At 60.7% G+C, this 23116-nt stretch carries 22 protein-coding genes and 1 pseudogene; all 23 read right to left on the minus strand.

Translation table 11 applies throughout. From position 1 onward, the window contains the following. Positions 1-16: 16 nt before the first annotated feature. Entirely contained in the window at positions 17-637 is a 621-nt protein-coding gene (locus tag ACZ5KU_RS26895; protein WP_054060625.1) for a 2-dehydro-3-deoxy-6-phosphogalactonate aldolase, read from the minus strand. A gap of 14 nt (positions 638-651) precedes the next feature. Next, positions 652-1647 carry a 2-dehydro-3-deoxygalactonokinase gene (locus ACZ5KU_RS26900; RefSeq protein ID WP_464736483.1) on the minus strand — a complete coding sequence of 332 codons (996 nt, stop codon included), beginning with the start codon at positions 1645-1647 and terminating at the stop codon, positions 652-654. Between the two features lie 251 nt (positions 1648-1898). Further along, positions 1899-2549: an adenylyl-sulfate kinase gene (gene cysC / locus ACZ5KU_RS26905; protein WP_054060623.1), complete on the minus strand. Its 651-nt coding sequence runs from the start codon at positions 2547-2549 to the stop codon at positions 1899-1901. Positions 2550-2616: 67 nt separating this feature from the next. Further along, a complete protein-coding gene (locus ACZ5KU_RS26910; protein ID WP_054060622.1) occupies positions 2617-3543 on the minus strand; it encodes a glycosyltransferase family 2 protein in 927 nt (308 codons plus the stop codon). 11 nt (positions 3544-3554) lie between these two features. Further along, positions 3555-3833: a hypothetical protein gene (locus ACZ5KU_RS26915; protein WP_464736484.1), complete on the minus strand. Its 279-nt coding sequence runs from the start codon at positions 3831-3833 to the stop codon at positions 3555-3557. Further along, a complete protein-coding gene (locus ACZ5KU_RS26920) occupies positions 3830-4561 on the minus strand; it encodes a hypothetical protein (protein WP_464736485.1) in 732 nt (243 codons plus the stop codon). Before ACZ5KU_RS26920 ends, ACZ5KU_RS26915 begins: the two co-directional genes overlap by 4 nt. A gap of 2 nt (positions 4562-4563) precedes the next feature. Beyond that, positions 4564-6501: a glycosyltransferase gene (locus ACZ5KU_RS26925; protein ID WP_464736486.1), complete on the minus strand. Its 1938-nt coding sequence runs from the start codon at positions 6499-6501 to the stop codon at positions 4564-4566. After that, positions 6498-6812, minus strand: coding sequence for a hypothetical protein (locus tag ACZ5KU_RS26930; protein ID WP_464736487.1), 315 nt, complete (start codon positions 6810-6812; stop codon positions 6498-6500). The genes ACZ5KU_RS26925 and ACZ5KU_RS26930 overlap by 4 nt, the downstream gene beginning before the upstream one ends. A gap of 71 nt (positions 6813-6883) precedes the next feature. Beyond that, positions 6884-8251, minus strand: coding sequence for a sulfotransferase family protein (locus tag ACZ5KU_RS26935; RefSeq protein ID WP_464736488.1), 1368 nt, complete (start codon positions 8249-8251; stop codon positions 6884-6886). After that, positions 8248-9135: a hypothetical protein gene (locus tag ACZ5KU_RS26940; protein ID WP_464736489.1), complete on the minus strand. Its 888-nt coding sequence runs from the start codon at positions 9133-9135 to the stop codon at positions 8248-8250. The genes ACZ5KU_RS26935 and ACZ5KU_RS26940 overlap by 4 nt, the downstream gene beginning before the upstream one ends. A 334-nt stretch (positions 9136-9469) precedes the next feature. After that, positions 9470-9799 (minus strand): hypothetical protein, encoded by a 330-nt coding sequence (locus tag ACZ5KU_RS26945; protein WP_464736490.1) that lies wholly within the window; start codon positions 9797-9799, stop codon positions 9470-9472. Then, complete coding sequence (locus tag ACZ5KU_RS26950; protein WP_054060617.1) at positions 9796-11118, minus strand: ABC transporter ATP-binding protein; 1323 nt, start codon at positions 11116-11118, stop codon at positions 9796-9798. Before ACZ5KU_RS26950 ends, ACZ5KU_RS26945 begins: the two co-directional genes overlap by 4 nt. Positions 11119-11123: 5 nt before the next feature. Then, positions 11124-11933, minus strand: coding sequence for an ABC transporter permease (locus tag ACZ5KU_RS26955; RefSeq protein ID WP_054060616.1), 810 nt, complete (start codon positions 11931-11933; stop codon positions 11124-11126). 38 nt (positions 11934-11971) lie between these two features. Continuing rightward, complete coding sequence (locus ACZ5KU_RS26960) at positions 11972-12910, minus strand: NAD-dependent epimerase/dehydratase family protein (protein WP_054060615.1); 939 nt, start codon at positions 12908-12910, stop codon at positions 11972-11974. Positions 12911-12986: 76 nt separating this feature from the next. Then, positions 12987-13712 carry a sugar phosphate nucleotidyltransferase gene (locus ACZ5KU_RS26965; protein ID WP_054060614.1) on the minus strand — a complete coding sequence of 242 codons (726 nt, stop codon included), beginning with the start codon at positions 13710-13712 and terminating at the stop codon, positions 12987-12989. Positions 13713-13715: 3 nt separating this feature from the next. Continuing rightward, positions 13716-14885 carry a DegT/DnrJ/EryC1/StrS family aminotransferase gene (locus ACZ5KU_RS26970; RefSeq protein ID WP_204375752.1) on the minus strand — a complete coding sequence of 390 codons (1170 nt, stop codon included), beginning with the start codon at positions 14883-14885 and terminating at the stop codon, positions 13716-13718. Between the two features lie 37 nt (positions 14886-14922). Further along, on the minus strand, positions 14923-15903 hold the full coding sequence (locus ACZ5KU_RS26975; protein WP_054060612.1) for a transketolase family protein: 981 nt from the start codon (positions 15901-15903) through the stop codon (positions 14923-14925). A gap of 25 nt (positions 15904-15928) precedes the next feature. After that, on the minus strand, positions 15929-16732 hold the full coding sequence (locus ACZ5KU_RS26980) for a transketolase (protein ID WP_464736491.1): 804 nt from the start codon (positions 16730-16732) through the stop codon (positions 15929-15931). Further along, complete coding sequence (locus tag ACZ5KU_RS26985) at positions 16725-17678, minus strand: GDP-L-fucose synthase family protein (protein ID WP_464736492.1); 954 nt, start codon at positions 17676-17678, stop codon at positions 16725-16727. Before ACZ5KU_RS26985 ends, ACZ5KU_RS26980 begins: the two co-directional genes overlap by 8 nt. Before the next feature lie 2 nt (positions 17679-17680). Next, on the minus strand, positions 17681-18673 hold the full coding sequence (locus ACZ5KU_RS26990) for a GHMP family kinase ATP-binding protein (protein WP_054060609.1): 993 nt from the start codon (positions 18671-18673) through the stop codon (positions 17681-17683). A 3-nt stretch (positions 18674-18676) separates the two neighbouring features. After that, on the minus strand, positions 18677-20203 hold the full coding sequence (locus ACZ5KU_RS26995; protein ID WP_464736493.1) for a B12-binding domain-containing radical SAM protein: 1527 nt from the start codon (positions 20201-20203) through the stop codon (positions 18677-18679). An 888-nt stretch (positions 20204-21091) separates the two neighbouring features. Continuing rightward, positions 21092-21859 (minus strand): methyl-accepting chemotaxis protein, encoded by a 768-nt coding sequence (locus tag ACZ5KU_RS27000; RefSeq protein ID WP_416773561.1) that lies wholly within the window; start codon positions 21857-21859, stop codon positions 21092-21094. 87 nt (positions 21860-21946) lie between these two features. Further along, a pseudogene (locus ACZ5KU_RS27005) lies at positions 21947-23047 on the minus strand (cache domain-containing protein); the annotation flags it as partial. Positions 23048-23116: the final 69 nt, after the last annotated feature.

Below are 23116 nucleotides of genomic sequence, written 5' to 3' on the forward strand. Positions count from 1 at the left end.
ACGGCGCCGGGAAGTCTTAACGCAATGCGTTCCAGGCCTGCACGTAAGCCTTGGCCCGCAGCGCCGTTTCGTCGGCACTCAGCCCCGGCTTGAACAGCCCGGAGCCCAGGCCGAAACCACTGACGCCCGCCTCGACGAACGCTGGCATGTTGTCCGGAGTGATTCCGCCGACCGGGATCAGCAACGTTCCCGCCGGCAGCACCGCCAGCCAGGCCTTGACCACTGCCGGGCCCATCTGCTCGGCGGGGAACATCTTCAGCACATCGGCGCCTTCGGCCAGCGCGGCGAAGGCCTCGGTCGGCGTGGCGACACCTGGCGACAGGTACAGCCCTGCCGTCCTGGCCGCCCGCAGGACCCGGGGATCACTGTGGGGCATGACGATCACCTGCCCCCCTGCGGCCTTCACCTGCCCGACCTGTTCCGGGGTCAGCACCGTGCCGGCACCGATCAGGCAATCGGCGGGCAACAGGCTGCGCAGAATGCGGATACTTTCGTACGGTTCGGGAGAGTTGAGCGGCACCTCGATGACACGGAAACCGGCCTGGTACAACACCTCGCCGATGGCCGCCGCCTCTTGCGGACGCAGACCGCGAAGAATTGCGATCAGGCCGTTTTTCGCCAGTGCTTGCTTGAGCATGTCAGACCTCTTGTCTAATTGAACGCAGGCGTCCGGCCCAGCAGCCCGGCGGCTTCGGCCAGGTGCCACAGACCACGCTCGGTGGCGTGTTCGGCCAGGCTTGCCCGGGCAAAACCGCAACGCTCGAGCGCCCGGCTGTAGCGGGCACAAAGTTGGGCATTGCCGATCAGCATGATCGACGGCAGGTCGGCGCTGTCGCGTCGACGGCGCTGGGCATTGGCAAGGGCGACAAGCTCATGGCCAATCAACAGGCCCGACAGGTAGTCGGTCTGTCCGGCCGGGCTCAGTTCGCCCGTCAGCCCCAGCGTGCGTGCGCTGAACAAGGTCGAGAGAGGGCCGTTTTCACCCTCGCAGGAGAGCGCCACCCGGACGCCGCGATCGAACGCCTCGCTGTCGAAGGGCGCACCGCGCTGCTGGGTACGCCCCAGGATGCTGTGTTCACTGAGTACGGCGAACAGCTCGCCGGTCATGAAGGTGTCGAAATGGACGATGCAGCCGTCAGCCACCTCGACCCATTTCGAATGGCTGCCCGGCAAGCCGATCAGCAGATGGCCGCCAGCGTCCGCCGGCAGGCCTTGCAGCGCGCCGAGGACCTGTGTCTCTTCGCCGCGCATCACGTTCGGCAGGCGGGAACGCTCGATCACGCCGGGCACGATATGCACATCGACGCCACGCAGGCTGCGCACGGTGTTGAGAGCGGTGCCCAGGCTGGCGACATTCGCCGGAGTGTCGCGATAGGTAGCCTCGGACCAGCCCTGGACGCTGCCGACCATGCCGCAGGCGATCACCGCCAGCCCGGGTTGGGCATCGAGCCAGTCGCCACAGGCCTCGTCGAAAGCCAGTTCAAAACCATCGGCGCACCGTTGGCCAGCGATCATCCGCGGCACACTGGGCAACTGCATGATACCCGACGACAGCGAACGCTGTTCGAGCACCTGGCCGCCCGCGGCGAGTTTGTAGGCCCGAAGTGAGGTCGTCCCCCAATCGAGCGCGATCAATTGCGCCTGCATCGCTTCACCTGAAAGTTGTTTTTGGACAGTGAGGGCGTGGAGCTGATGGAGGCGACTATAAACCCGAGATACCAATAGTCTCAATATATAAATTGATATCCCATATATTGGGAAAACATGGCTGCAGCCTGGATCAATCGATTTGAGCTGATATCAGACCTTCTCCGATACGTGGGACCCGCCACACGTCATGCAGAACGAAAACGCCGCGTTGATCGCGGCGTTTTCGTATTCGGCGTATGAGACAACAGCTAGGCAACAGCGTGGCTGGAAGCAAGGCATCCCTGGCGGATCAGATGATCCACCACATGAGTAGCGGCTTGCTGGGCGCTCATGCGCACCGTTTCAATATGAATGTCCGGGGCTTGCGGGACCTCGTAGACCGAGTCGATGCCGGTGAAGTTCTTGAGCTGGCCACTGCGCGCCTTCTTGTACAGCCCCTTGGGATCGCGCTCTTCGGCGACCGCCAACGGTGTGTCGATGAATATCTCGTAGAACTCGTGCTCCTCGAACAAGCCCCGTGCCATCGCCCGCTCGGCCCGAAAAGGCGAGATGAACGACACCAGGGTGATCAACCCGGCATCCACCATCAGCTTCGCGACATGCGCAACACGGCGGATATTCTCCGCACGGTCCTCATCACTGAACCCCAGGTCGGCATTCAGCCCCTGCCGTACGTTGTCGCCATCGAGCAGATAACTGTGGCGCCCCAACGCGTGAAGACGCTTTTCCACCAGATTGGCGATAGTGGTCTTGCCGGCGGCCGACAGCCCGGTAAACCACAGGACAACGGGTTTCTGCCCCATGAGGGCGGCATGTGCGCTCTTGTCGATCTCGATCGACTGCCAGTGCAGATCGCGCTCCACCGGCTCGGGCAGGTGCCTGGTTTCATCACTGCTCATCAGTTGCTTCTCCAGCGTTGAAAACGACAGGTGTACACAGCACCTGTTCGTGGCGGATTCCAAAGACTCACCCTTTGACAAAGGGTTTCAACAGGCCATGGGCTGCCGAGTGGCGCAGGGTGAACCAGATCCACAGATAGGTGCGCCAACGCAAGGGTAGCTGCCGGTCAAGAAAGATCCGCCTGAAGTAAAAGAACAAGGCACCCCGCTCCTTCGCCGGCCCATCACCCGAGGCGGCACTGAGTACCGCCTCGCCCACGGACTCGCCGCGCAACGCCCGGACGACACGCCTGGCGGCATCACGACGATTGTCACCCAGGGTGATGAAAATGGGGTCATCCTTGAAACGCCCACGCTTGCTGTAGGTTTCGTCGAAGTCAGCCTTGCCCGTCCGATAATGCAGATGCTCGAAGACCACGTCGTCCAGATAGACGATGCGATCGAACCCCTCATGCTGGATACGCTTGAAGATGTCGAACAGATGGAAATCGATGAACGCGCCGGCATAGGCGGCCGGGTAAGGGTCGACCAGCAATTCGCAGGTGCTGCGTGACAGGATGGGGAACGTGGCCAGGCCGCCCTTCTTCAGCAGGTCGTTGCAGTAGCCGAGATACACCCGGTCGGCGAAACGCCGATTCAGGGCCCTGAGCTCGCGGTCCCAACCGGGCGTACGCATGACCATGTCATCGTTGACCAACACGATGATCTGCCCCCGCGAGGCGTGCAGGCAGGCGGTGTTATAGGCCCCCATGGACTGGTTGGGCCCGATGAGCCGCACCGTATGCACCGCGTCGCAATGCAGGTCGTGGCTACCGGGGTCATCGTCGTCCACATACAGGATCACCTCCACGGCGGACAGGCATTCTGCCGTGGCAACCACGCTGGCGAAAAAACGTTCGACCAGTTCCGGGCGTCCACGAGTCGGCAGCAGCAGGGAAATCAGCGGCTCCTGCTCCTGTGTGTCGGGTACGCAGGACCTAGCGCTGGCAGGCATGACGGTACGCCTCATTGTGGATAACTCTGCGTCCATCTTTCACCTCCATTTCCGGAATAAGGCACGCGATCGATCATTTGCCAGTAATCGAAAAGATCATGCGGAAACGGGTGTTTCAGCATGAACCTTGCCGCCATGGCTTCATACTCCGCATGCATGCGCACATACAGGGCATCCTTGCCTTCGACATGGCCACGCAATACGTCGAGCCAATCGGTGTGTTCCAGGTTGATCTGAGGGCAGCAGGCGGCGATCTGCGAGGTGTCGGCCGTGCCCAGCGAAACGGTCACCTTCCCACCCGGAGGGCGGCAATGATGCGCATCAGCGACAACCAGCGCCAATCCAGGCGCTGGGGGATATTGAGCACCAGCCGTGCCGAACGGTTCAGGGCATCGCGTTGCCCACGGGAAACGAAACGCTCCGGGCACGCGATCGAGAAACCCTCACCACGCAATCTGTCGAGCATGCGCCCGCGGTATTCGGTGACGGCCCCCGTGAACAACAGATCGCTTTGCGCAGAGTCGCCGGGATCGGGAGCGACTTTCGGCAGCGAGGGGAAACCGATGGCCCGCACGGGGACGCCGGGCAGCAACTTGTCCATGTTGATCAATTCCGGCAAGTCTCCCAGCATCAGGAACGCGCAGATATGAGGCAGGCACTCGAACAGGTGCTGGATGCGCGCCACCTGCACCGCCGGGTGCATGTAGTCGTTGTTGTTCCAGAGCGGGTCGCCGTGGATCAGTATCTGGTCGTCCACGAAGTCGAGGTGCTCGGTCATGATGACCGCCACCCGCTTGCCACGGGACTCGCAGAAATCGATGAGCGTGTCCCGGGTGCTCTCGGAGAAGTTTTCGATGACGATATTCAAGCGACTGTCGCTCGGACGCTTGCCCACACTGACCGGGTAACCCTGCTGCTGCAGCGCCATCACCAGGAAATCGACCTGGTCACTGATACCGTAGAACGAATGGTTATAGACCCAGAGATGAACCGCTGGCCTTGCATGAGATAGCGTCATGTTCACCTCCTGTGCGCCACGGACGATTGATTCGCAAGCGTGTCGTTGTCCACGCCGCCCGCCAGGCTCGCAATGACCAGTTGCTCGACAGCCTGCAAATCCACGCCACTGTGGTAGCGGCCGGAGTGCGAAGTCTCCAGATGCTTGGGCTCGAATGCCCCATCGCTTTGCAGGATGGCGTAAAAACGCTTTCCATAGCGGATGATGTTGTAGCCATGGAAACCTTCCACGACCAGGTGTGGCTGCTCTGCCGCCCCCACTGGCGGGCTCGGGGTGCGGCTCGCTTGCGGCTGCCGCGCACGACGACAGCGACGCAGCCATTGCGAGCATTGGCTGTGCAGCCAGGGAAAAGGCATCAGCCATCTCGACAACAGTTTCACCAGCGCCGACGGTTCGGGCTGATCCACCCTTCCTTCCTGCGGCAGATAGGCTCCCGCCAGTTCGAGCAGGCTGTTGGCCCATATCGCGGGCCGCGCCTGAGGGCGGGTGTATTGAGCCAATACCGAGCAATCGTGGGCATGCAGGGAAGAGTTGCCCTCCACGAGCACGAAACAGCCACCCACGGACCAGACACTGCGCTCTCCGGTATTGATCCGCATCCGCGGGCGGGCATCCTGGCTGAACGCCCGCCGTAAACCGGTCATGTCCAGCAGCCCCCCGTCCACGAGCGGCACACCCGGGCCGTTCGCTGAGGGAGCAGGCGTGGAACTGTCCACGTGAAGCTGACGGACCTGTGCCCAGAACGTCCCGGCAAACGCCTGCCCGGAGAACTCCGTCACCGCTCTCCGATGGCCCTGCTCCTGCAACGCCAGGTAAGTCTGCGGCTGCAGCAAGCCAGGAATACGCGCCAGCAATTCATCGACAAGCAAGGCTTGCTCATGCTCCTGGCGCACCGGAAGCAGCCAGGGATCGGTTATCTCGGGCTCGGTACCGACGATCAGACCGCCCTGGCCATCCTGCAAGTACGTGCCAACCCCGCGAAGCGCCGAAACCACGGGCACGCAGCCCAGGCTCATGGCCTGGAGAATCTCGAACGGACACAACACATCGGCCGGTTGCAGCAGCACATGCGACCCCGCCATCAAGGCTTCGACATCGGCCTGGGCAGGGCTGGCCCACAGAATGCTGCGACCGGTCTGCTGCTCGACAAAGGCCAGGTCCACGCCTGCGGCGACCAGGGCCTGGGCGTCAGGGCGCTCACAGGCCATGCTGAGCAGGCCATTGTGGCCAGCGGCGCAGAATGCCTTCCAGAAGCGCAGGACACGATGCCCACCACAGCTGAAAAAGTCGCTCTCATGGTCCGGGACCGATACGAACAGGAACCGTGGACGGGCAAGCGACGGCTTATCGGGAAGCCGCCCACGAGCCTGAACCGCGGAGACCGGTAAACCGAGGCAGGACGTGAACAACCGGGACTGCAACTGCGGCAACCCAAGGAAATCGTTCAGCGCCACGAGGGTATCCGCCTGTGCCGAGAAAACCCCCAGACACCAGGGGCCTCCCAGCAATGCACGGTAATGCTCGCGAATGCGCGGCAACTGCTCGCCGATGCTGGCTTGCGCTGTTGCCCACGGTGCAAACAGGCCACGCAAGGACTCGCAATGCAGCACAAAGGGCCGGGTCAGGCTGGGAAACGCAATGGAGTGAAAGAATTCGATAGCGCCCGGCAACGCCTGCGTCAGCAGGCGGTTTTCAGGTCCGAAACAACTCGAGCAGGGTTCCGGCCACTGATTGCCGGACTGACTCGCCAGCGCCGCCAGCAGCCGCTGACGCAAAGGCTCGGATCGCTCCAGCAGATGCCGCAAGGCAACGTTATCCCAGGCGTTGATGCTCACTCCCTCAGGCATCGACTCGAACAGCGCCCGATACAACGGGTGGCACCCACGCCAGGGAATGTAGTGGCTCTGATTCCAGGGAACGGCCACTGCCAATTGATTCATGATTGCCCTCCTGGCTTGCTGGTGATCCGACTCCACAGGCGCTGCCACCAGGGCTGGCTCAAGTGGTGCAACATCTGTTCCATGCTGTCTATACGTGCGTTGGCCCGCTCCAACTGGTACGCCAGTTCGCGATTGGCATCCTGTAATTGTCCGTGCAGGTCAGATTCGCCCTCATTCCGGGTGTCATACCCACGCATCACCATGGACAAGCCATCGATATGCTCGGCCAGTTCATCCAGTGTTCTGGCGATCAGCAGGTCGCTGGTCGGATAACGCTTGAGCAGGGTTTGCAAGCTGCCGGAAAGATCCATGGGACCGGCCGCCTGGCGTAGCCCTATGAAACGTTGCTGGATCCTGAACACATTGAAGCCGTTATATGTCGTCACCAGCGAAGGCCCTCCTCCGGTTCGGCAGAGCGCCCAACCAGGAGACGGGATACCTCCTGGAGGACGACCTGGCGCTCCTCGACCGCACTCCTCCCCAGCAGCAGCAGGGCCTTGAGTTCGCCGATCGACGTTGCCGAAGGCAAGGCTGCCAGTTGCGCTTCGGAGCAGGCACGCAGGTCAACAGCCCCGACCTGCAGAGGCAGTGCGTACAGGCGCCTCCTGAAACGCACCAGATTGCAGCTGAAAAAATCGCCCTCCAGCAGGATGGGTGTCTCATCGAATGTCTCGGTCGCATAACGCAGTGGCGAAGCCTGGCGTCCGCGCCGGTTGGCCGGCAAATCGATGCTGCCGTCGAGGGGGTATCCCAGGGTGCTCAGCAAGTCCTGGTTATGCTCGACGAAACGGGCGATATCCGCCGCAGCCATTGCCTGCCGGAAGCCACCGATCTGCCCCGAACGGAATGTGGCGGAGTCACGGTTGAACAGCTTCGCGGCAATGGCCACCGGCGAGCCCGGAGCCTGGAGCTTGAGCAGGATGGACCAGATCAGGCGCAGTTGATCCGCCTCCCGCCCGCCACCGGCCGCACCAATCAGTTCCTCGAAGGACAGCGAAGCGACATTGGGAAAGTCCAGCCAGGGCAGGAAACCGCCAATGCGCTGCCGCAAGGAACCCAGCAGCCAGTTGTCGTCCAGCAGGCGGCTGATCCGCCCAGCCACATCGAGACCACTCAGCCAGCCCGCAAAGGTGGTCTTGCCTTCACGCTCATAGTAGTTGGCCTCGGACACCAGGATATCCAGCGGGTGGCGGTACATGAACAATGCCGGCGAAGACAGGAACGCATGATGGCGATTTCCGAAACTGGAACGCCGCACGCTGTCGACAAAGAAATCGGCCGCTACCGTATGCGAGTTGCTGTATTCGACGCAGTACCAGGTTTGCGGCTTGGGAAACTCCGGCAGCACCACGCCTTCCTGATAACCCAGGGCCCGTGCCAGCTCATAGAGCAGGTGAGTCCCCGACTTGGGAATGGAAACCAGGAACAGCGGCCGGCGGCTGAAATGATGATCGGTGATCGGGGCCAGCAGTGAAACGTCGCTCAAACCGACACAGGCCAGCAATTGGTCTGCCAGGCGCGCACCGTCCTCTTCCGTGAAGATGATCCACTGCGCACCAGCGGCTACCTCATCCTCCCGGGGCAACTCGCGCAACAGCCCGACCCCTCGGGCCTGCGCGGCCTCCGCCAGGTCCCGGGCCAGGGTATTGTCTCCGATCAGCCGGACGACCAGGCCCTGGTTCGACCATGACGGTTCCAGCAGCTCCAGGAACGCATCAAGCCGCGGCGCGCAAAATTGCAGGTTGTTCATGAATGTCTAATCCGTACAAGCAGGTCCGCCAGTCGCTCGTCGACCTGGATACCCGGCAAATGCCCGATATCGCTGCTGAAATCCAGTGCGCCCAATGCCTGCGGTACACCGTAGTAGCGACCGGCATAGGCGACGATGTTTGTGGTTCCGAAACTTTCGAGCAACACCGGCGTGCCCGCGGCGGCCGAGGGCCCGGCCGCGCACTGAGCGTCTCCCGCCGCCAACAGTTGCTCACGATAGCCATCGAGCACCTGCGTCTCGAGATGCAGCGGCTCGAGCGCACGGATCACCCGTTCCACCCGCTCGCTGACACCGGCCTGCGGCAGGCCGTTGTCGAGCCAGCAGGCCAGCGCGGCGTTGATGACCTCGCAAGTCTCCTCGGCACAAGCGGAGACCTGCGCCACCAGCTCATCGTCCGAACAGGTCGAGCGCTCGATCTGAGTATGTCTTTTCCACGCATAACGCTTGAATGCAAAACGCTCGAGATCCAGGTTCGACTTGTTGAACGCAAAGCCGAACAGGTCCTCGTCGCCATAGTCACGAAAGATCTCGCGCCGCTCCAGCAACCCTGCCAGCTCGCGCTGGAACGGTGTGTAGGCACCCTCGTCGAGCGCCTCGAAAACGCCGTAGCCGTAACGTTGCCCCATGCGCTCCAGACCGTGGTCACGCAGGATATCCAGGTGGGTATTGGTCAGCCAGTTCCGCCAACCACCGACGATTCCCTGCCCTCGCCGCAGGTTGTGCCGATGCGCACCGGTCAGGTTGACATGGTCGATACGTTGCCAGATCTCGGCCGCCTGCTGCGCATCCAGGAAAACCCCTTGGGCTTCGGCCAGCCCCAGGATGGTCGGCACCGGCGCCTGGATGAGATCCTCCCAGCGCATGATGTGATACGCGCTGGCGTAGTCCTCGAAAACCCGCAGATAGGCTTGCAGCGGGCCAGCCAGGGCTTCGAAGAAATTCAGGTCGGAGAGTTTGTACAGGGCGATGCGCTGGCGCAGCTCGTCGTTATCCTGTTCGGGGGAATGAAGCGCTGAATGTACTCGCTGGCCAGGGCATTGAACGAAAAGCAGGCCGACGACACAGTTCCGGCAGGGTGCCGCATGGATGCAAAGCGCTGGTGCTCGCTGAAGGCCGGGTGGGTCGGCCAGATATCCGGCCCCACATGGGAGTGGGCCGTTCCATAGACGGACAGGATCTCCACCGGGTGCGAAGTGATCAGGGTGAAATCCCCCGCCCCCTGACGCCGATGTACTTGCGAAAACAGGCGGTCCGCGGGGCATCGCCCTTCACCCACTTCGGCCCTCCTGGCAGGTACCTGAAGTTGTTGTTGTAGATCAGCGCCTGGGCCAATCCCCGCCGCTCGAAAACGTCCTGTATGCGCAGCGCGACCTGCTCCCCCACCGTTTGACAGAATGCCTGGAGGAACGCGCCACCCGGTGCGGGATCGCTGAGCCCGGTCACGCGGCGTATTTCCGCGATGACACTGAGCAACAATGTGAAACCGCTTCTCGGATAACCGAGAACAAGAGGTCGCTTCAAACTCATGAGCGGGCCTCCTCCATGCCGGACGACGACAAGACTTCGTGCTTGACCTGCAAATCGACAAAACCGGTAATGCCCGGTGTGTCGGCAAAGGTGAGCCGGCTCACCGAACGCCGCACGTCCAGGAAACGGTCGGACTCGGCGGTGATCTGCGAGCAGCCGACATTCAGGAAATACTCGCCGCCGACCAGGCGGGCCTGCCAATCGAACCTGATCACCAGGCACTCACCGGCACCCGCCGACAGCAACGGCGCGCCCTGCATGTGCAGGTTGGTTCCAAAAACATAGGTACCGTCGAGCGAAACGATGCCAAAGCCGACCGAAACCCCTTCCAGCGCTTCATGGAACAGCAACTTGACCAGCAATTGCACAGGCTGATTCGCAGGAATCCGGGGCGGATCGCAACGCCCATCGGCGAGAATCTCGATATCGATGACCTGCACCTGGCCACTGCCCAGACGCGTCTCATGGTCGTTGTAGAAAGGCCGGCCAGCGACGACATCCGCACGCCCGCTGCCCAGCAGCCGGGCCTGCTCGGCATGGGACGATTCCAGCTCACCGGCAGTCGGCGGTTCTACTGCCTGTGTCCCGAACAACAGGTTCTGGTACACGTTCACCGCACTCGCAATCGGACCGTCGTAACACAGGTTCCCGTGGTCGATCACCAGCCCGCGCCTGCACAAGCGCAGCATCGTGTCGACACTGTGGGACACGAACAGAATGGTCTTGCCTTGCTCGACAAACTCGCGAATGCGCTGGAAACAGCGATGCTGAAACTTCGCATCGCCGACACTCAGGGCCTCGTCAACCACCAGAATCTCCGGCTCGACATGAATCGCCGCCGCAAAGGCGACCCTGACGAACATCCCGGACGAGTAGGTTTTCACCGGCTGGTCGAAGTGTTCGCCAATCTCGGCGAAAGCCTCGATGGCGGGCATCCTTGCGATCATCTCGCTCCGGGAAAACCCCATGATGGCGCCATTGAGAATCACGTTCTCGCGTCCACTGAACTCCGGGTTGAACCCCGCCCCCAGCTCCAGCAGGGCAGAGATCTTGCCATTGACCTGGACACTGCCGGTGGTCGCCTGCATCACCTCGCAAATGATCTGCAACAGCGTCGACTTGCCCGAGCCGTTGCGCCCGAGCACGCCGATGATCTCCCCCTTCATCACGTCGAAGGAAACCCCGCGCAGTGCCCAGAACTCCCGATGATACTGCTTGCGCAACGGATGCAGCGCCTCGACAAGACGCTCGCGGGGTGAAGCGAACAACCTGAATTTCTTCGAGACATCCGTCACGGAGAGGGCGATATCGTTCGGCATGGCGTTTAGAGAACATCCGCGAATTCCGGCTTCAGCCGGCGAAAAATGGCTGAGCCAAGGAAAAACAGGCTGAGGCTCACACCCCAGAAAACCAGTGTCTGGCTCATCGGCGGCCAGGATACCGTTGGAAAGATCAACAGCCCACGATAGCCCTGGATGATGTAGTAGATCGGGTTATAGACCGCCCACTCGCGGATGGCGGGAGGCATGATCTCCAGCGACCAGACGATCGGGGTACTCCAGAACCACAGATTGAGCAGGATCGTCAGCGCCTGGCCGATATCCCGATAGAACACCTGCAAGGCCGCCAGCAACCAGCCCAGCCCCAACAGCAGGACACTCATGCAGAGCAGGAAGTAGACGAACAGCAGGCGCTGCCAAAGGAACGTCACGTCATAGAACAGCATCATGCCCGCCAACACCAGCAGGAACACCCCATGGGGGACCAGCCCGGACACCAGGTGGACCACCGGCAGGACCTCCGTCGGAAAGACGGTCTTCTTCACCAGGTGATCGTTACGGGTGATCGAGTGGGTAATGGCCTGCAGCGCTTCACTGAAGAAGAACCACGGCACCAGACCACAGACGAACCAGAGGACGAAGGGAGTCCCTACCGGCCCCTGGGCACGAAAGCCCACCGCGAAGACGAAATAGAACACCACCACGACAGCGAGCGGATGCATGAAGGTCCACACCATCCCGCCCAGGGTTCCCGCATAACGGTTCTGCAGATCGCGGACCGCCAGCGCCTGGATCATGGAACGATGGCGAATCACATTGCGTACCAGGTGTTGCCGCGAAGGGTTCTTGAGCAAATGACGATCCTTTCATTCAACCAGGGAGAGCGACAGGGTCAGACGTTACCGTAGACAGAGTTCTTGATCATGGTGAAGCCCTTGATCAGGTCACGGATGCCGTCATCCAGCGACATGATGGGACAAAAGCCGGTTGCCTCCACCTTGGCATTGGAAACCACGTAGTTGCGCTGGTCCTGATCCTTGCCGACGGGCGCTTCGAGAAACACGAAATCAGGAATATGTGCCTGAATCCGCTCGCACAGCTCGCGCTTGGAGATGTTCGCGTCCGACAGGCCGACGTTATAGACCTCGCCCTTCATCGACGAGAAGTTCTCCAGGCCATGCAGAAAGACTCGCGCGACATCCCGCACATGGATGTAGTTACGCTTGAACGAACTCTCGAACAACACGACGAATCGGTCATACACCGCACGATAGGTGAAGTCGTTGACCAGAAGGTCCGTGCGCATGCGTGGCGACATGCCGAAGACGGTTGCCAGGCGGAAGCTGATGGCGTTCTCACGTTGCATCAGGTGCTTTTCGACCTCGACCTTTTCCTTGGCGTACTGGGAAATCGGCCGCAACGGGGAGTCCTCGTTGCAGAAGTTGTCGGCATCGCCGGTGCCATACGCGCTGTTGGTGGTCGGCATGAGCACGAGCTGTTGCGGCGACATCAGGCGCAGCATCAACTTGATCGCGTCGTGGTTGATACTCGAGGCTCCCACCGGGTCCGCATTGCAGATCGGCGCCCCCACCAGAGCGGCCAGGGGGATGACCACATCGGCCTTGCTCAACAGGGGGGCCATGACGCTCTCCAGTCGAATATCGCCCCTCACCACCGTGAAGTTGGGGTCGTGGCATACATGGTTCAGGCTGGCCTGCTTGAACAGAAAGTTATCCAGTACCGTGACCTTGTGCCCAGCCGCCAACAGCGCGGGGACCAGCGTGGACCCCAGATAGCCGGCTCCGCCGGTCACGAGAATATTGAGACTCATCGTCTGCTTCCTTTTTCGAGTGAGTAAGAAATGTAAATGCCGTGGCAACCCTGGGCGGCCATCATCCCCGGGAGCATCAACCGCGCAGCTCCGACGTGTTCAGCACCTGCCCGGCACGCTGGTAATCATGGGGAATGCCGATATCGATGAACGAACCCTCGGCGGCGAACCCGGACAGGCAGGCCCCGCGCGCCAACAATGTCGGCAAGAGCTCATCCTCCAGCGACACGCTGTTGCCGGCCACGAACGGCGAACTGGCCAGGCTGTCCCGGCGTACCCAGTAGACGCCACCGTTGGCGAGACAACCCGGCAACCCGCGCTGCGATGCCAGCGAGAGAATCCGCTGCTCATCGGTCAGTTCCAGGCCCATGTAGCGGTTCGCCTCCTCGGCCCGGAACAGCGACAGCGCCCAGTCCGAACCGGCCTTGCGGGCAAAACGGTCGAGTGCCGCGAGCTCGACGGCAAAGAACGTATCGCCGTTGAGCAGCACGAACGCGTCTTCATCCTTGAGCATCGCCGCCGCCAACAACAGGCCACCGCCGGTCCCCAGGCGCTCGTGCTCGATCGCATACTCCACTTCGGCAGAACGATAGCGCCCGCCAAAGTGCTCGGTGATGACCGTGCACTGGTACCCCACCGACAGAATGAAGCGCGAGATGCCCTGCTCGATCCAGTAATCGAGCAGGTACTCCAGAAACGGCCGGCCATTGATCGGTGCCATCGGTTTGGGAACGCTGGAGACGACGCTGCGCAGCCGGGTACCCAGTCCCCCGGCGAGGATAATCGCGGTACGGACCGTCATGGCTTAGACATCATTGAGATAGCGGCACAACTCATCGATTTCCTCATCACGCAGATCCGGGAAGTTGCCGATGTAGAAGCCGTAGAAATGGATGTGTTCGGTCTCGGGGAACTCGCGATAGTAGCCGTCCGGCACGATCCCTTTCAGGTATGGCTGGCGCAGCTGGTTACCGCCACCGGCACTGCCACGGCGAAACTCGATGCCGCCCTCGCGCATGTGGACCATGAGCCGCTCGACCAACTCGTCATCGGGCTCGCGCAGGACCAGGTTGAACGCGTAGTTGCTCGAACCTTCCAACTTGAAATCGGTACGGTACTTGCGCGGATCGATCTGGCTGAGGAAGCGATGCAGGTTCTGCGTGCGGCGCTCGACGTTGGCCGACAGGCGCTTGAGTTGCTTGCGCCCGAGAATTCCGCCGATCTCGGTGTTACGGGTGTTGAAGGCGGGAAACGCGAAGATGAAGTCGGGATTGAGCTCGGGGTTGGCAGCCCGGTACTCGGCCTGGGTCTGCGGATCATTGGCCTCGCGCACCATGCCATGGGAACGCAGCATGCGGGCCTGCTGATAGACGAGCGGGTCATTGGTGCAGATCATCCCGCCCTCGATAGTGCTCATGTGGTGGGCATAGTAGAAAGAGAAGTTCGACACCCAGCCGATGCTGCCCAAGCGCCGTCCGGCGTGTTCGGCACCGTGCGACTCGCACACGTCCTCGATCAGCGGAATACCCCGGCGATCCAGTTCCGCCAGCACCTCGTCATCGATGCCATCGAAGCCCTGGACATGGGTCAGGAACACCGCCCGGGTATGCTCGCTCAGCTTGTCGAGGATCTGCCTGGGGTCCATGGACAGGGTACGCGGATCGATATCGGTGAAAACCGGGGTAAAACCGTTCTGCAGGACGCTGGCGATATCCGATACCCAGGTCAGGGATGGCACGATCACCTCGCCGCCCTGTGGATAGCGCAATTTCAGCAAGGCCATGGTCAACAGGTTCGACGAGGCCCCCGAGTTGACGAAAACACTGTACTTGACCCCAAGCCACTGCGACCACTCCGCCTCGAAGGCTTTCACATGCTCGCCATGGGTGAGCTTGGGATCATCCTGTCGCAGATGTTCGATGACCGCATCCAGGTCTTCACGCAGGATGTTGTTGCGCATCAAGGGGTATTTCATGATCGAAGATTGCTCCGTCTTGCTACTGGGCATGGAATCAAAGAGAGAGTGAAGCGTGAAAATCGCGGACCTTGTGGGTCACTGCATCGACCCCGATACCGACCTGCTCGTGCAGCGCGGTCCGCTCACCCAGCTCGAACCGGTACTGGGGAGCCACGCCCACGTTGAACAGGCGAGTTTCGGGCAGGCGCCGAGCCAGCAGATTGAAGAGCAGGGCGTCCAGGCCACCACGCCCCTCGAACCCCTCTTCCAGTGAAACGACACCACGAAATCTGGCGAACAGGGTAATCAGCGCCTGCTCATCAAAACCGCTGAGGTCGAACAGGTCGACCACGGTGACGCGCAGCCCATCGCTCGCCAGGCGTTCGGCGGCCTTGAGAGCGGTCTGTGTCATGTATCCGGTGGAGACCAGACAAAGCGCGTCACCGTCACCATGAACCTGGAAACCACGTGCGAGATCCGGCGCGCCCTGTGTGTAGACCACCGGCAGGACCTGGGCATCCAGACGCAGGTACTTGATCCCCGGACGCTCCAGGCAGCGGGAGGCCAGTGCGGCCGACGTCACCTGGTCGGCCGGCGAAAGCACCTGCATGTTCGGCAGACTGCGCATCAGTGTGAGGTCCTCGTAACACTGATGAGTCGGACCGGAGACCACATAGCTGTAGCCGGCCCCCACCCCGATCAGGTTCACGTTCATGGGCCGCACGGTGGAAAGCAGCGCCAGGTTCACGCGAATCTGCTCGAAGCAGCGCATGGTGATGAAGGGTGCAATCGCATACGCGAACACCTTGAACCCTTCGAGAGCCAGCCCCGCCGAGACATTGATCAGGTTCTGCTCGGCGATCCCGACATTGACGAACCGTTGTGGATAACGCTCGCGGATCTGGTCGAGCACCGGCGAACCGAAGTCGGCGGTGGCAAAGAAAATGTCGTCATCGGCCTCCATGGCCTCGACGATGGACGCCAGCAGCGTGTCACGCATCGCCCGTGGCTTTATCGACTGCAGCGTGTCACTCATGATTCGACTCCCAGCAACTCATCAATCAACTGCGGCGCAATCGGGGTGATGTGCGACAACGGCGCGTTTTCCAGGCCCGGCACCCGATGCCCCTTGCGGGTATTGACGATGATCGCCCGGGTTGCGGCTCGCCGGAGGCTCGGCTGGCACTCAGCGCAGCGGCAATGGCCTGCGGAGAATGGCCATCCTCCACGACCTGAACCTGCCAGCCGAATGCGGTGAACTTGGCATGCAGGTCACGATGGGAAACGATGCTGTCGGTGGGGCCGAGCATGCTGATCTGGTTGTTGTCGACAATCACCGTGAGGTTATCCAACTGATGCTGCGCAGCAAACATGAAGGCCTCCCAGTTCGAGCCCTCATGCAATTCACCATCGCCGGTGACCACATGGACCTGCTGGTCACGGCCACGCCGTTTCAGGCCCAGGGCCATGCCGGCACCGACACCGACGCCGTGCCCCAGAGAACCATTGACCGTTTCATAGCCGGGAATCACCGGGTCGGGGATTCCGCCGAGGAAACTGCCCTCCTGGCACACACGCTCCAGCTCATCGGCGGGGAAATAGCCCAGGTCGGCAAGAATCGGGTACATGCACAACGAACCATGGCCCTTGCTGATGATGCAACGGTCACGCCCTGGCCAGAGGGGATCGGCCGGATTCTGCCGCAGGAAACCACCGTAGTAGAGCACCACGAAAATCTCGATGGGTGATAACGACGAGGCGACCCGGGTCTCCGGCGTATGCCGGTGGATCTTCAAGGTCTCCCGCCAGACCCAATGCGCCTTCTCTTCCAGGTAAGTGGCGAGCACGGGTTCAGGTTCATGCATGGCTGCTCTCCAGAAAAGATGCATAGGTTCGGCGGATGCCCGCCTCCAGGGAGATCGACGGCTGCCAACCCAGTTCAAGGATGCGCGAGCTGTCCAGCAACTTGCGCAGAGTGCCATCCGGTCGCTGGGTGTCCCAGGCGATCTCGCCGCGGTAGCCGACGACAGTCGCGATCAGTTGGGCCAACTCCCGGATGGACAGGTCATGCCCCGAGCCGATATTGATCGGCAGCTCGACGGTCGAAAGATCCGCTTCCAGCAACACATGACAGGCGGCGGCCAGGTCATCGGCACACAGGAATTCGCGCCGCGGCGTGCCGGTACCCCACAACGTGGTCAGCGGTTGCTGCGCCTTGTGAGCGGCATGAAAGCGGCTGATCAACGCCGAAAGCACATGCCCGGACTGGGGATCGAAGTTGTCGTTCTCGCCGTATACGCTGTTCGGAATCACGGGAATGAAACGCTGCTCGCCATACTGCCGGTTGTACGCCAGGCACATATGAACCCCGGCCAGCTTGGCCATCGCATAGGCGATGCTGGTCATCTCCGGCTTTCCACTCAACAGCGCGTCCTCAGCCATGGGCTGCGGACACTCACGCGGGTACATGCAGGACGAGCCGAAGAACACGAGTCGCCGCACACCATGGCGGTGGGCGCTCTGGATGACATTGGCCTGGATTTCCAGGTTACGGGTAATGAAGTCGGCCGGATAATTGACGTTATCGACAATACCTCCCACCTTGCCCGCCGCGAGAATGACGATCTCGGGACGCTGCTCGGCGAAAAACGCATCGACTGCCGACTTGTCGGTGAGTTCCAACTGGTCGTGCCCACGCAGGAGCAGATCGGTGAAACCGGCTACGGTGAAATGCCGGACAAATGCCGAGCCAATCATTCCACGGTGCCCCGCGATGTAGATTCGCGAGTGCCTTGAGAGACGCTGTGACATGCTTAAAGTCCGTTAGGCTGATAAAGAACGACCCGGCTACCGGAACTCTCGAACTGGAAAGGCACATGAATCAGAGCCTTCAAGCGTTCGCGAACCCGCCACTGCAGCTCTGGCTTGACAAAAAACAGCATGAAACCGCCCCCACCCGCACCCAGCAACTTCCCACCGGTCGCGCCGGCTGATCGGGCGGCTTCATAGATCGCATCCAGGTCGGGGTTGCTGACCCGGTCAGACAGGCCCTTCTTCAGCTTCCAGCCCTCATGCAGCAGCTCACCGAACTCGTCCAGCGAACTGTTGGACTGAAGGATCGACAAGGACTCGTCGACCATCTGCATGATTTGCGTCAGTTCGCTATGACGTACGGATATGTTCTGGATTTTCGATTGTGCGATTTCCGCAGCAATCCGGGAAAATCCGGTGAAGAACAGCATGAGGTGATTTTGCAGGTGGCGCAGCCGCGACTCGGGCAGGATGACAGGAGATACCTTGAAGTTGCCATCACGCAGAAAATCGATGCGATTGAAACCACCATAGGCTGCTGCGATCTGATCCTGCGAGCCGACACTTTCCTTGATGACATCCTGCTCGACATGAATGGCCAGTTTCGCCAGGGAGTCCTGGCACACCTGTTTCCCATCGAGCGCCTTCAACGCATGCAGCAGGCCCACGGTGAACGATGAGCTTGAACCTAGCCCGGAACGCGCCGGCAGGTCGCCATCATGGTGTATCTCCAGGCCACGGTCGCACTCCATGTGCCGCAATACGGCACGTACTGCGGGGTGCTTGATTTCTTCCGGCTCCATCACGTTTTCGATCGTCGAGTAGACGATCCGGTACTTGTGGTCGAAGAACGGTGGCAGGTGACGACAGCTGATGTAGCAATACTTGTCGATGGAGGTGGAGATGACCGAGCCCCCTTGCTCACGAAACCAGCCTGGATAATCGGTGCCACCGCCGAAGAACGAAATACGATAGGGTGTACGCGTTATGATCACAGGCTAGTCCCCCAGCAGTTTCCGCCGCAACTTGATCCGAGTCATGTCTTCGATATTCAGGCGCTGCGTGGGCCCGAATTTCTGCTCGACAAGATTCAGGTAGGTCGGATTGGTGAAATAACGCTGCCAGGCCTCATCCCTGAACTTCAGTACCTGTGCCGCCGACAGGTGCTTGGTGGGCAAGGGCTCGCATTCATAGGACAGAAACGCATACCCTTCATAACTCGAGGGCAGCTTCCAGCCTTCCTCTCGTGCGATCCGGTTCATCGGGCTGCCCGGCAATGCCTGGCAGGGATACATGTTGGCCATTTCGCAGTTCAACTCGATGGCCAGATCCAGGGTTTCCTGCATCGTCTCCAACGTATCGTCCGGAAAGCCGAAAATGAAATTGCTGATCACATTGATGTCGGTCTGCCGGATCACGTCGCAGACGTCACGAATGTTGACTTCCTTGAAGGAGCCCTTGGACACCTCCTGGCGAACCATCTGGTTGCCCGCCTCGACCCCCAGCGCCAACCAGTTGACCCCTGCCTGCTTGAACAGCTCCAGGGCGTCACGACGTACCGTGTCCACGCGCGAGTAGGTCCACATGTTGAAATCGAACTCGCGTTCGATCACCTGGCGCAGGACCGGCTCGTAGAATTTGCGGTTGAGGAAGAACATCTCGTCGCTGATACGCAACGTGTGCACGCCAAGCCTGGCCAGCTTTTCCATCTCGCGCATCACCCAGGCCGGGCTCCAGAAGCGCATGCCACGGAAGCTGGCGGCATCGGCGGACTCCGAGTTGTCCGTCCGGTTGACGATGTTGATCATGCAGAAGTTGCAACCGAAGTTGCAGCCCAGCGACGTATAGATCGCCGCGAAAGGCGTACGCTGGGCATGGTCGAAACCGGCGTGCCAGAAATGCGCCCGGTAGAGGTCCAGGGGACGTTCCTTGTAGGGCAACAGGTCCCAGGCATACCCTGGCATGTCGATGTCCATGCGCTCCTGGGGAACCAATCGCTCGGGCGGATTGAGCACCGGCATGGGGAAGTTCGCCGGACCACGTTGCTTGTAACCGATTCCCCGGATCGAAGACAGGTCATCGCCCAGATTGCTCGCCAATAGCGAATGCAGGGCATAGACGCCTTCGTTGAGCAGCACCAGATCGACACAGGAATGTGCCAGAACCTCTCTGGGCAAGGCGCTGATGTGCGAGCCGACGAAGCAGATCTTGAACAGGGGCGACTGTTCCTTGAGCGCGGCGGCCAGTTCGAGGGCGCCAATCATGCTGGTCGTGCCGGAGTTGGGGTTCTGTCCGTAGACGACGAACACCACCAGCCTCGGCCGGTGGGACTCGACACGCAGAACCGCCTGTTCAAGGCTCAGCTTCTCGGCATCGCAGTCCAGGATACCGACCTCGAAGCCCTTGCTGCGACAGGACTCGGCCAGCAGCAACGACCACGTCGGCGGCTCTATCGCGGAATATACGCTTGCCAGCCCCTGATAGGCCTTTGCCGAAGAATCAGGTGTTACAAATAGTGCATCCATAGGTGCTTTTCTTCCGTTTCTTGCTGCCCAAGGCTCCAAGCCATGAAAAACAAACTGACGCCCACAAGTATTGCAACACAGGGAGACTCATATGCCAGCGGCATGAAAGCACTCGATTAAAGCACAATTTCCGAAGAAGTCTAACGCCCTTTTCTTACACTATTAAGTCCTTGACCAGGATAAGGTTATTGAAATACCCTGCAATAGCACTGGAAAAAATTTACTACTCCTGCACCGCATAAATACTGGCACTCAGACACTAACGAAAGATGCCCGAATGTGTCTAAAGCTGATACAAAAAGTAGGAAATGGCTGCACAGAGACGCTTCGCAGCCTCGCCACGAATAACCCCCGCTATCTTCCCGCATTGCCTTGGACAGCCAACCAGGGACACAAGAAGGCCGCTCCCTTCGCATCACTGATCGATTCAAGTCACCATGACTCAAAATGCGGCATCCCGCCCCAAGAGAGTGCAAAAGCAGCTCCCATATATTACGCAGTTGCTGTGCGACAATTGGCGTAGTTGCCCCGGGATTCAAGGGAGAGCCAAAGAGGCCGGCTAGTTGTTATCCCTGATAGTTCCCATACAGCCTCAAACTGAAACTCTCAAACAGACGGCAGGTCATTCACTATTGTTTAGAAGAGCGATTACAGAATAAACGCGGGGAGTGTGGAAAGATCGCTTACAACAACTGTAACCACATGATTCCTCTCGACAAAATTCCACGAGAGCGATACTGCCTTAAGACTTTTCGCCTGAAGACCATCCCCCTTAAAGCATCGACGCTCACAACCGTATATCCGGGATAGCGTCACACCAGGGATTGGACTTACCTCAAGTTCAGAACCCGGGAGGGAATCAGGCTGCCCCCTCCCCGGCGATGCCCTCTACGACTTGAACCGCCCGACCAACCCATTCAACTCCTCCGACAGATGCGACAGCCGACCGGAGTCTTCCTGCGCCGAATTGGCCAGGCTTTCGACCAGCCGTGCCTCATCGTAGATCTGCTGGATATGCCGGTTGATCTCCTCGGCGACACTGTGCTGCTCCTCCGCCGCCGCCGAGATCTGCAGGTTCTGGTCGCGGATTTCGTTGACCGACAGCTCGATACCCTCGAAGCTGCCCCGCGCGCTCTCGATGGAGGAGACGCTGGCTCGCGACAGGTCCAGGCAGCTTTCCATCTTCTGCGAAACCTCCTGGGTCTTGCTGCCCAGGGCGTTGAGCAACTGGTCGATTTCGCCGGTGGAATCCGACGTACGCTTGGCCAGCGCCCGCACTTCATCGGCAACCACCGCAAAACCCCGCCCCTGGTCACCGGCCCGCGCAGCCTCGATCGCGGCGTTCAGCGCCAGCAGGTTGGTCTGCTCGGCAATCGCGCGGATGGTGCCCAGAATCTGGTTGATGCTGCGGCTGCCCTCCTCCAGTTCGACCATGGCCTGGGACGACTCGGTCAGGCGGCGCCCCAGGCGATTGACGTTCTCGGTGGTCTGCTCGATCTGCTGCTTGCCTTCCGCCACACGCTGATGTCCGCTCTCGGCGGAGGTGGCCGCGGTGCTGCACGAGCGGGCCACTTCGTTGGCGGTGGCGACCATCTCGTTGAAGGCCGTGGACACCAGTTCCACCGCCTCACGCTGGCGACCGGCAGCCTCGTTCATGTTGCTGGCCACCTCACTGTTGACCCGCGAGGCATCCTGCAGATTGGTCGAGGCCGCGCCGATGCGCTGGATCAACTGGCGAATGGCGGCCAGGAACTTGTTGAACCAGCCGGCCAACTCCGCGGTTTCGTCCTTGCCCTGAACATCGAGATCACGACGCAGGTCGCCCTCGCCCTCGGCAATCGACTGCAAGCCGGTACTGACCTGGCCGATCGGCTTGACGATCACCTTGGAGAACGCTGCGGCCAGCAAGGCGAAAATCACTGCCAGCACCACCACGATCAGCGCCGTGACATAGGTCATGCGGGTCGCCCCCGCCATCACTTCGTCGTATTGGATCAGGCCGACATAGCGCCAGCCGAGGCCCGGCGAAGTCCAGATGTTGGCCATATAGTTGACCCCATCGATCTGCACTTCGGTGGAGCCCTCTCCGGTAGCCGCCAGCTTGGCGTAAGGCTCGCCGAGGTCCTTGAGCTTCTTGAAGCCGTGGGCAGCATCGCGCGGGTCGACCAGTACGGTGCCGTCCTCGATCAGCATCACGTAGCCGCTCTGGCCGAGCTTGATGCTCTTGACCAGTTCGGTGAGGTTCTTCAGCGAAACACTGACGACGAATACCCCCTTGGGCTTGCCGGAAGCATCGAGCATCGCCCGGGCGCTGCCCACCAGTGCCACGGCGTCCTTGTCATAGTAATAGGCGGGGGTACGAACGGTCTTTCCGGGGCTGGCCATGGCCGCCTTGTACCAGGGACGTACGCGCGGATCGTAGTTGGCCAGCTGCGGATCGTCCGGCCATTTGGCGTAGGTGCCGTCCTCCAGGCCTATGGAAAGAATCGCGGCCGCCGGGTGCGTCGCGCCATAACGGGCAAACGCATCGATGACCTGCCTGGCCGCCGGAGGCAGGGGCCGGCTGGCCGCATCGGCGGTCTCGTAGTGCTTGAGGCTGTCAACGGAGGTGTATACAGGATCGGTCGCCATCTGATCGACGTTCTGCTGCGTGCCGTCGAAGAATTGCCGGATATTGCCGTCGATCTGGCGTATTTCCCGGGTGCTGCCATCAATGAACTGATCGACCGCCTCAGTCCGGATATTCACCACCGAGATGACCGCCACCAGGCTCACGGGGATGAAGGCGACCAGCACAAAGGCCAGGACGAGTTTGTTTTTTATTTTCATTGCGACGACCACCATCCGGGGAAGTGAGAGGCAAACAGCCGGACCAGACAGGTTTATGGCCCTTTGCTATTAAGCCTGTTTCGG

This window comes from Pseudomonas sp. Tof1 (assembly GCF_055390395.1).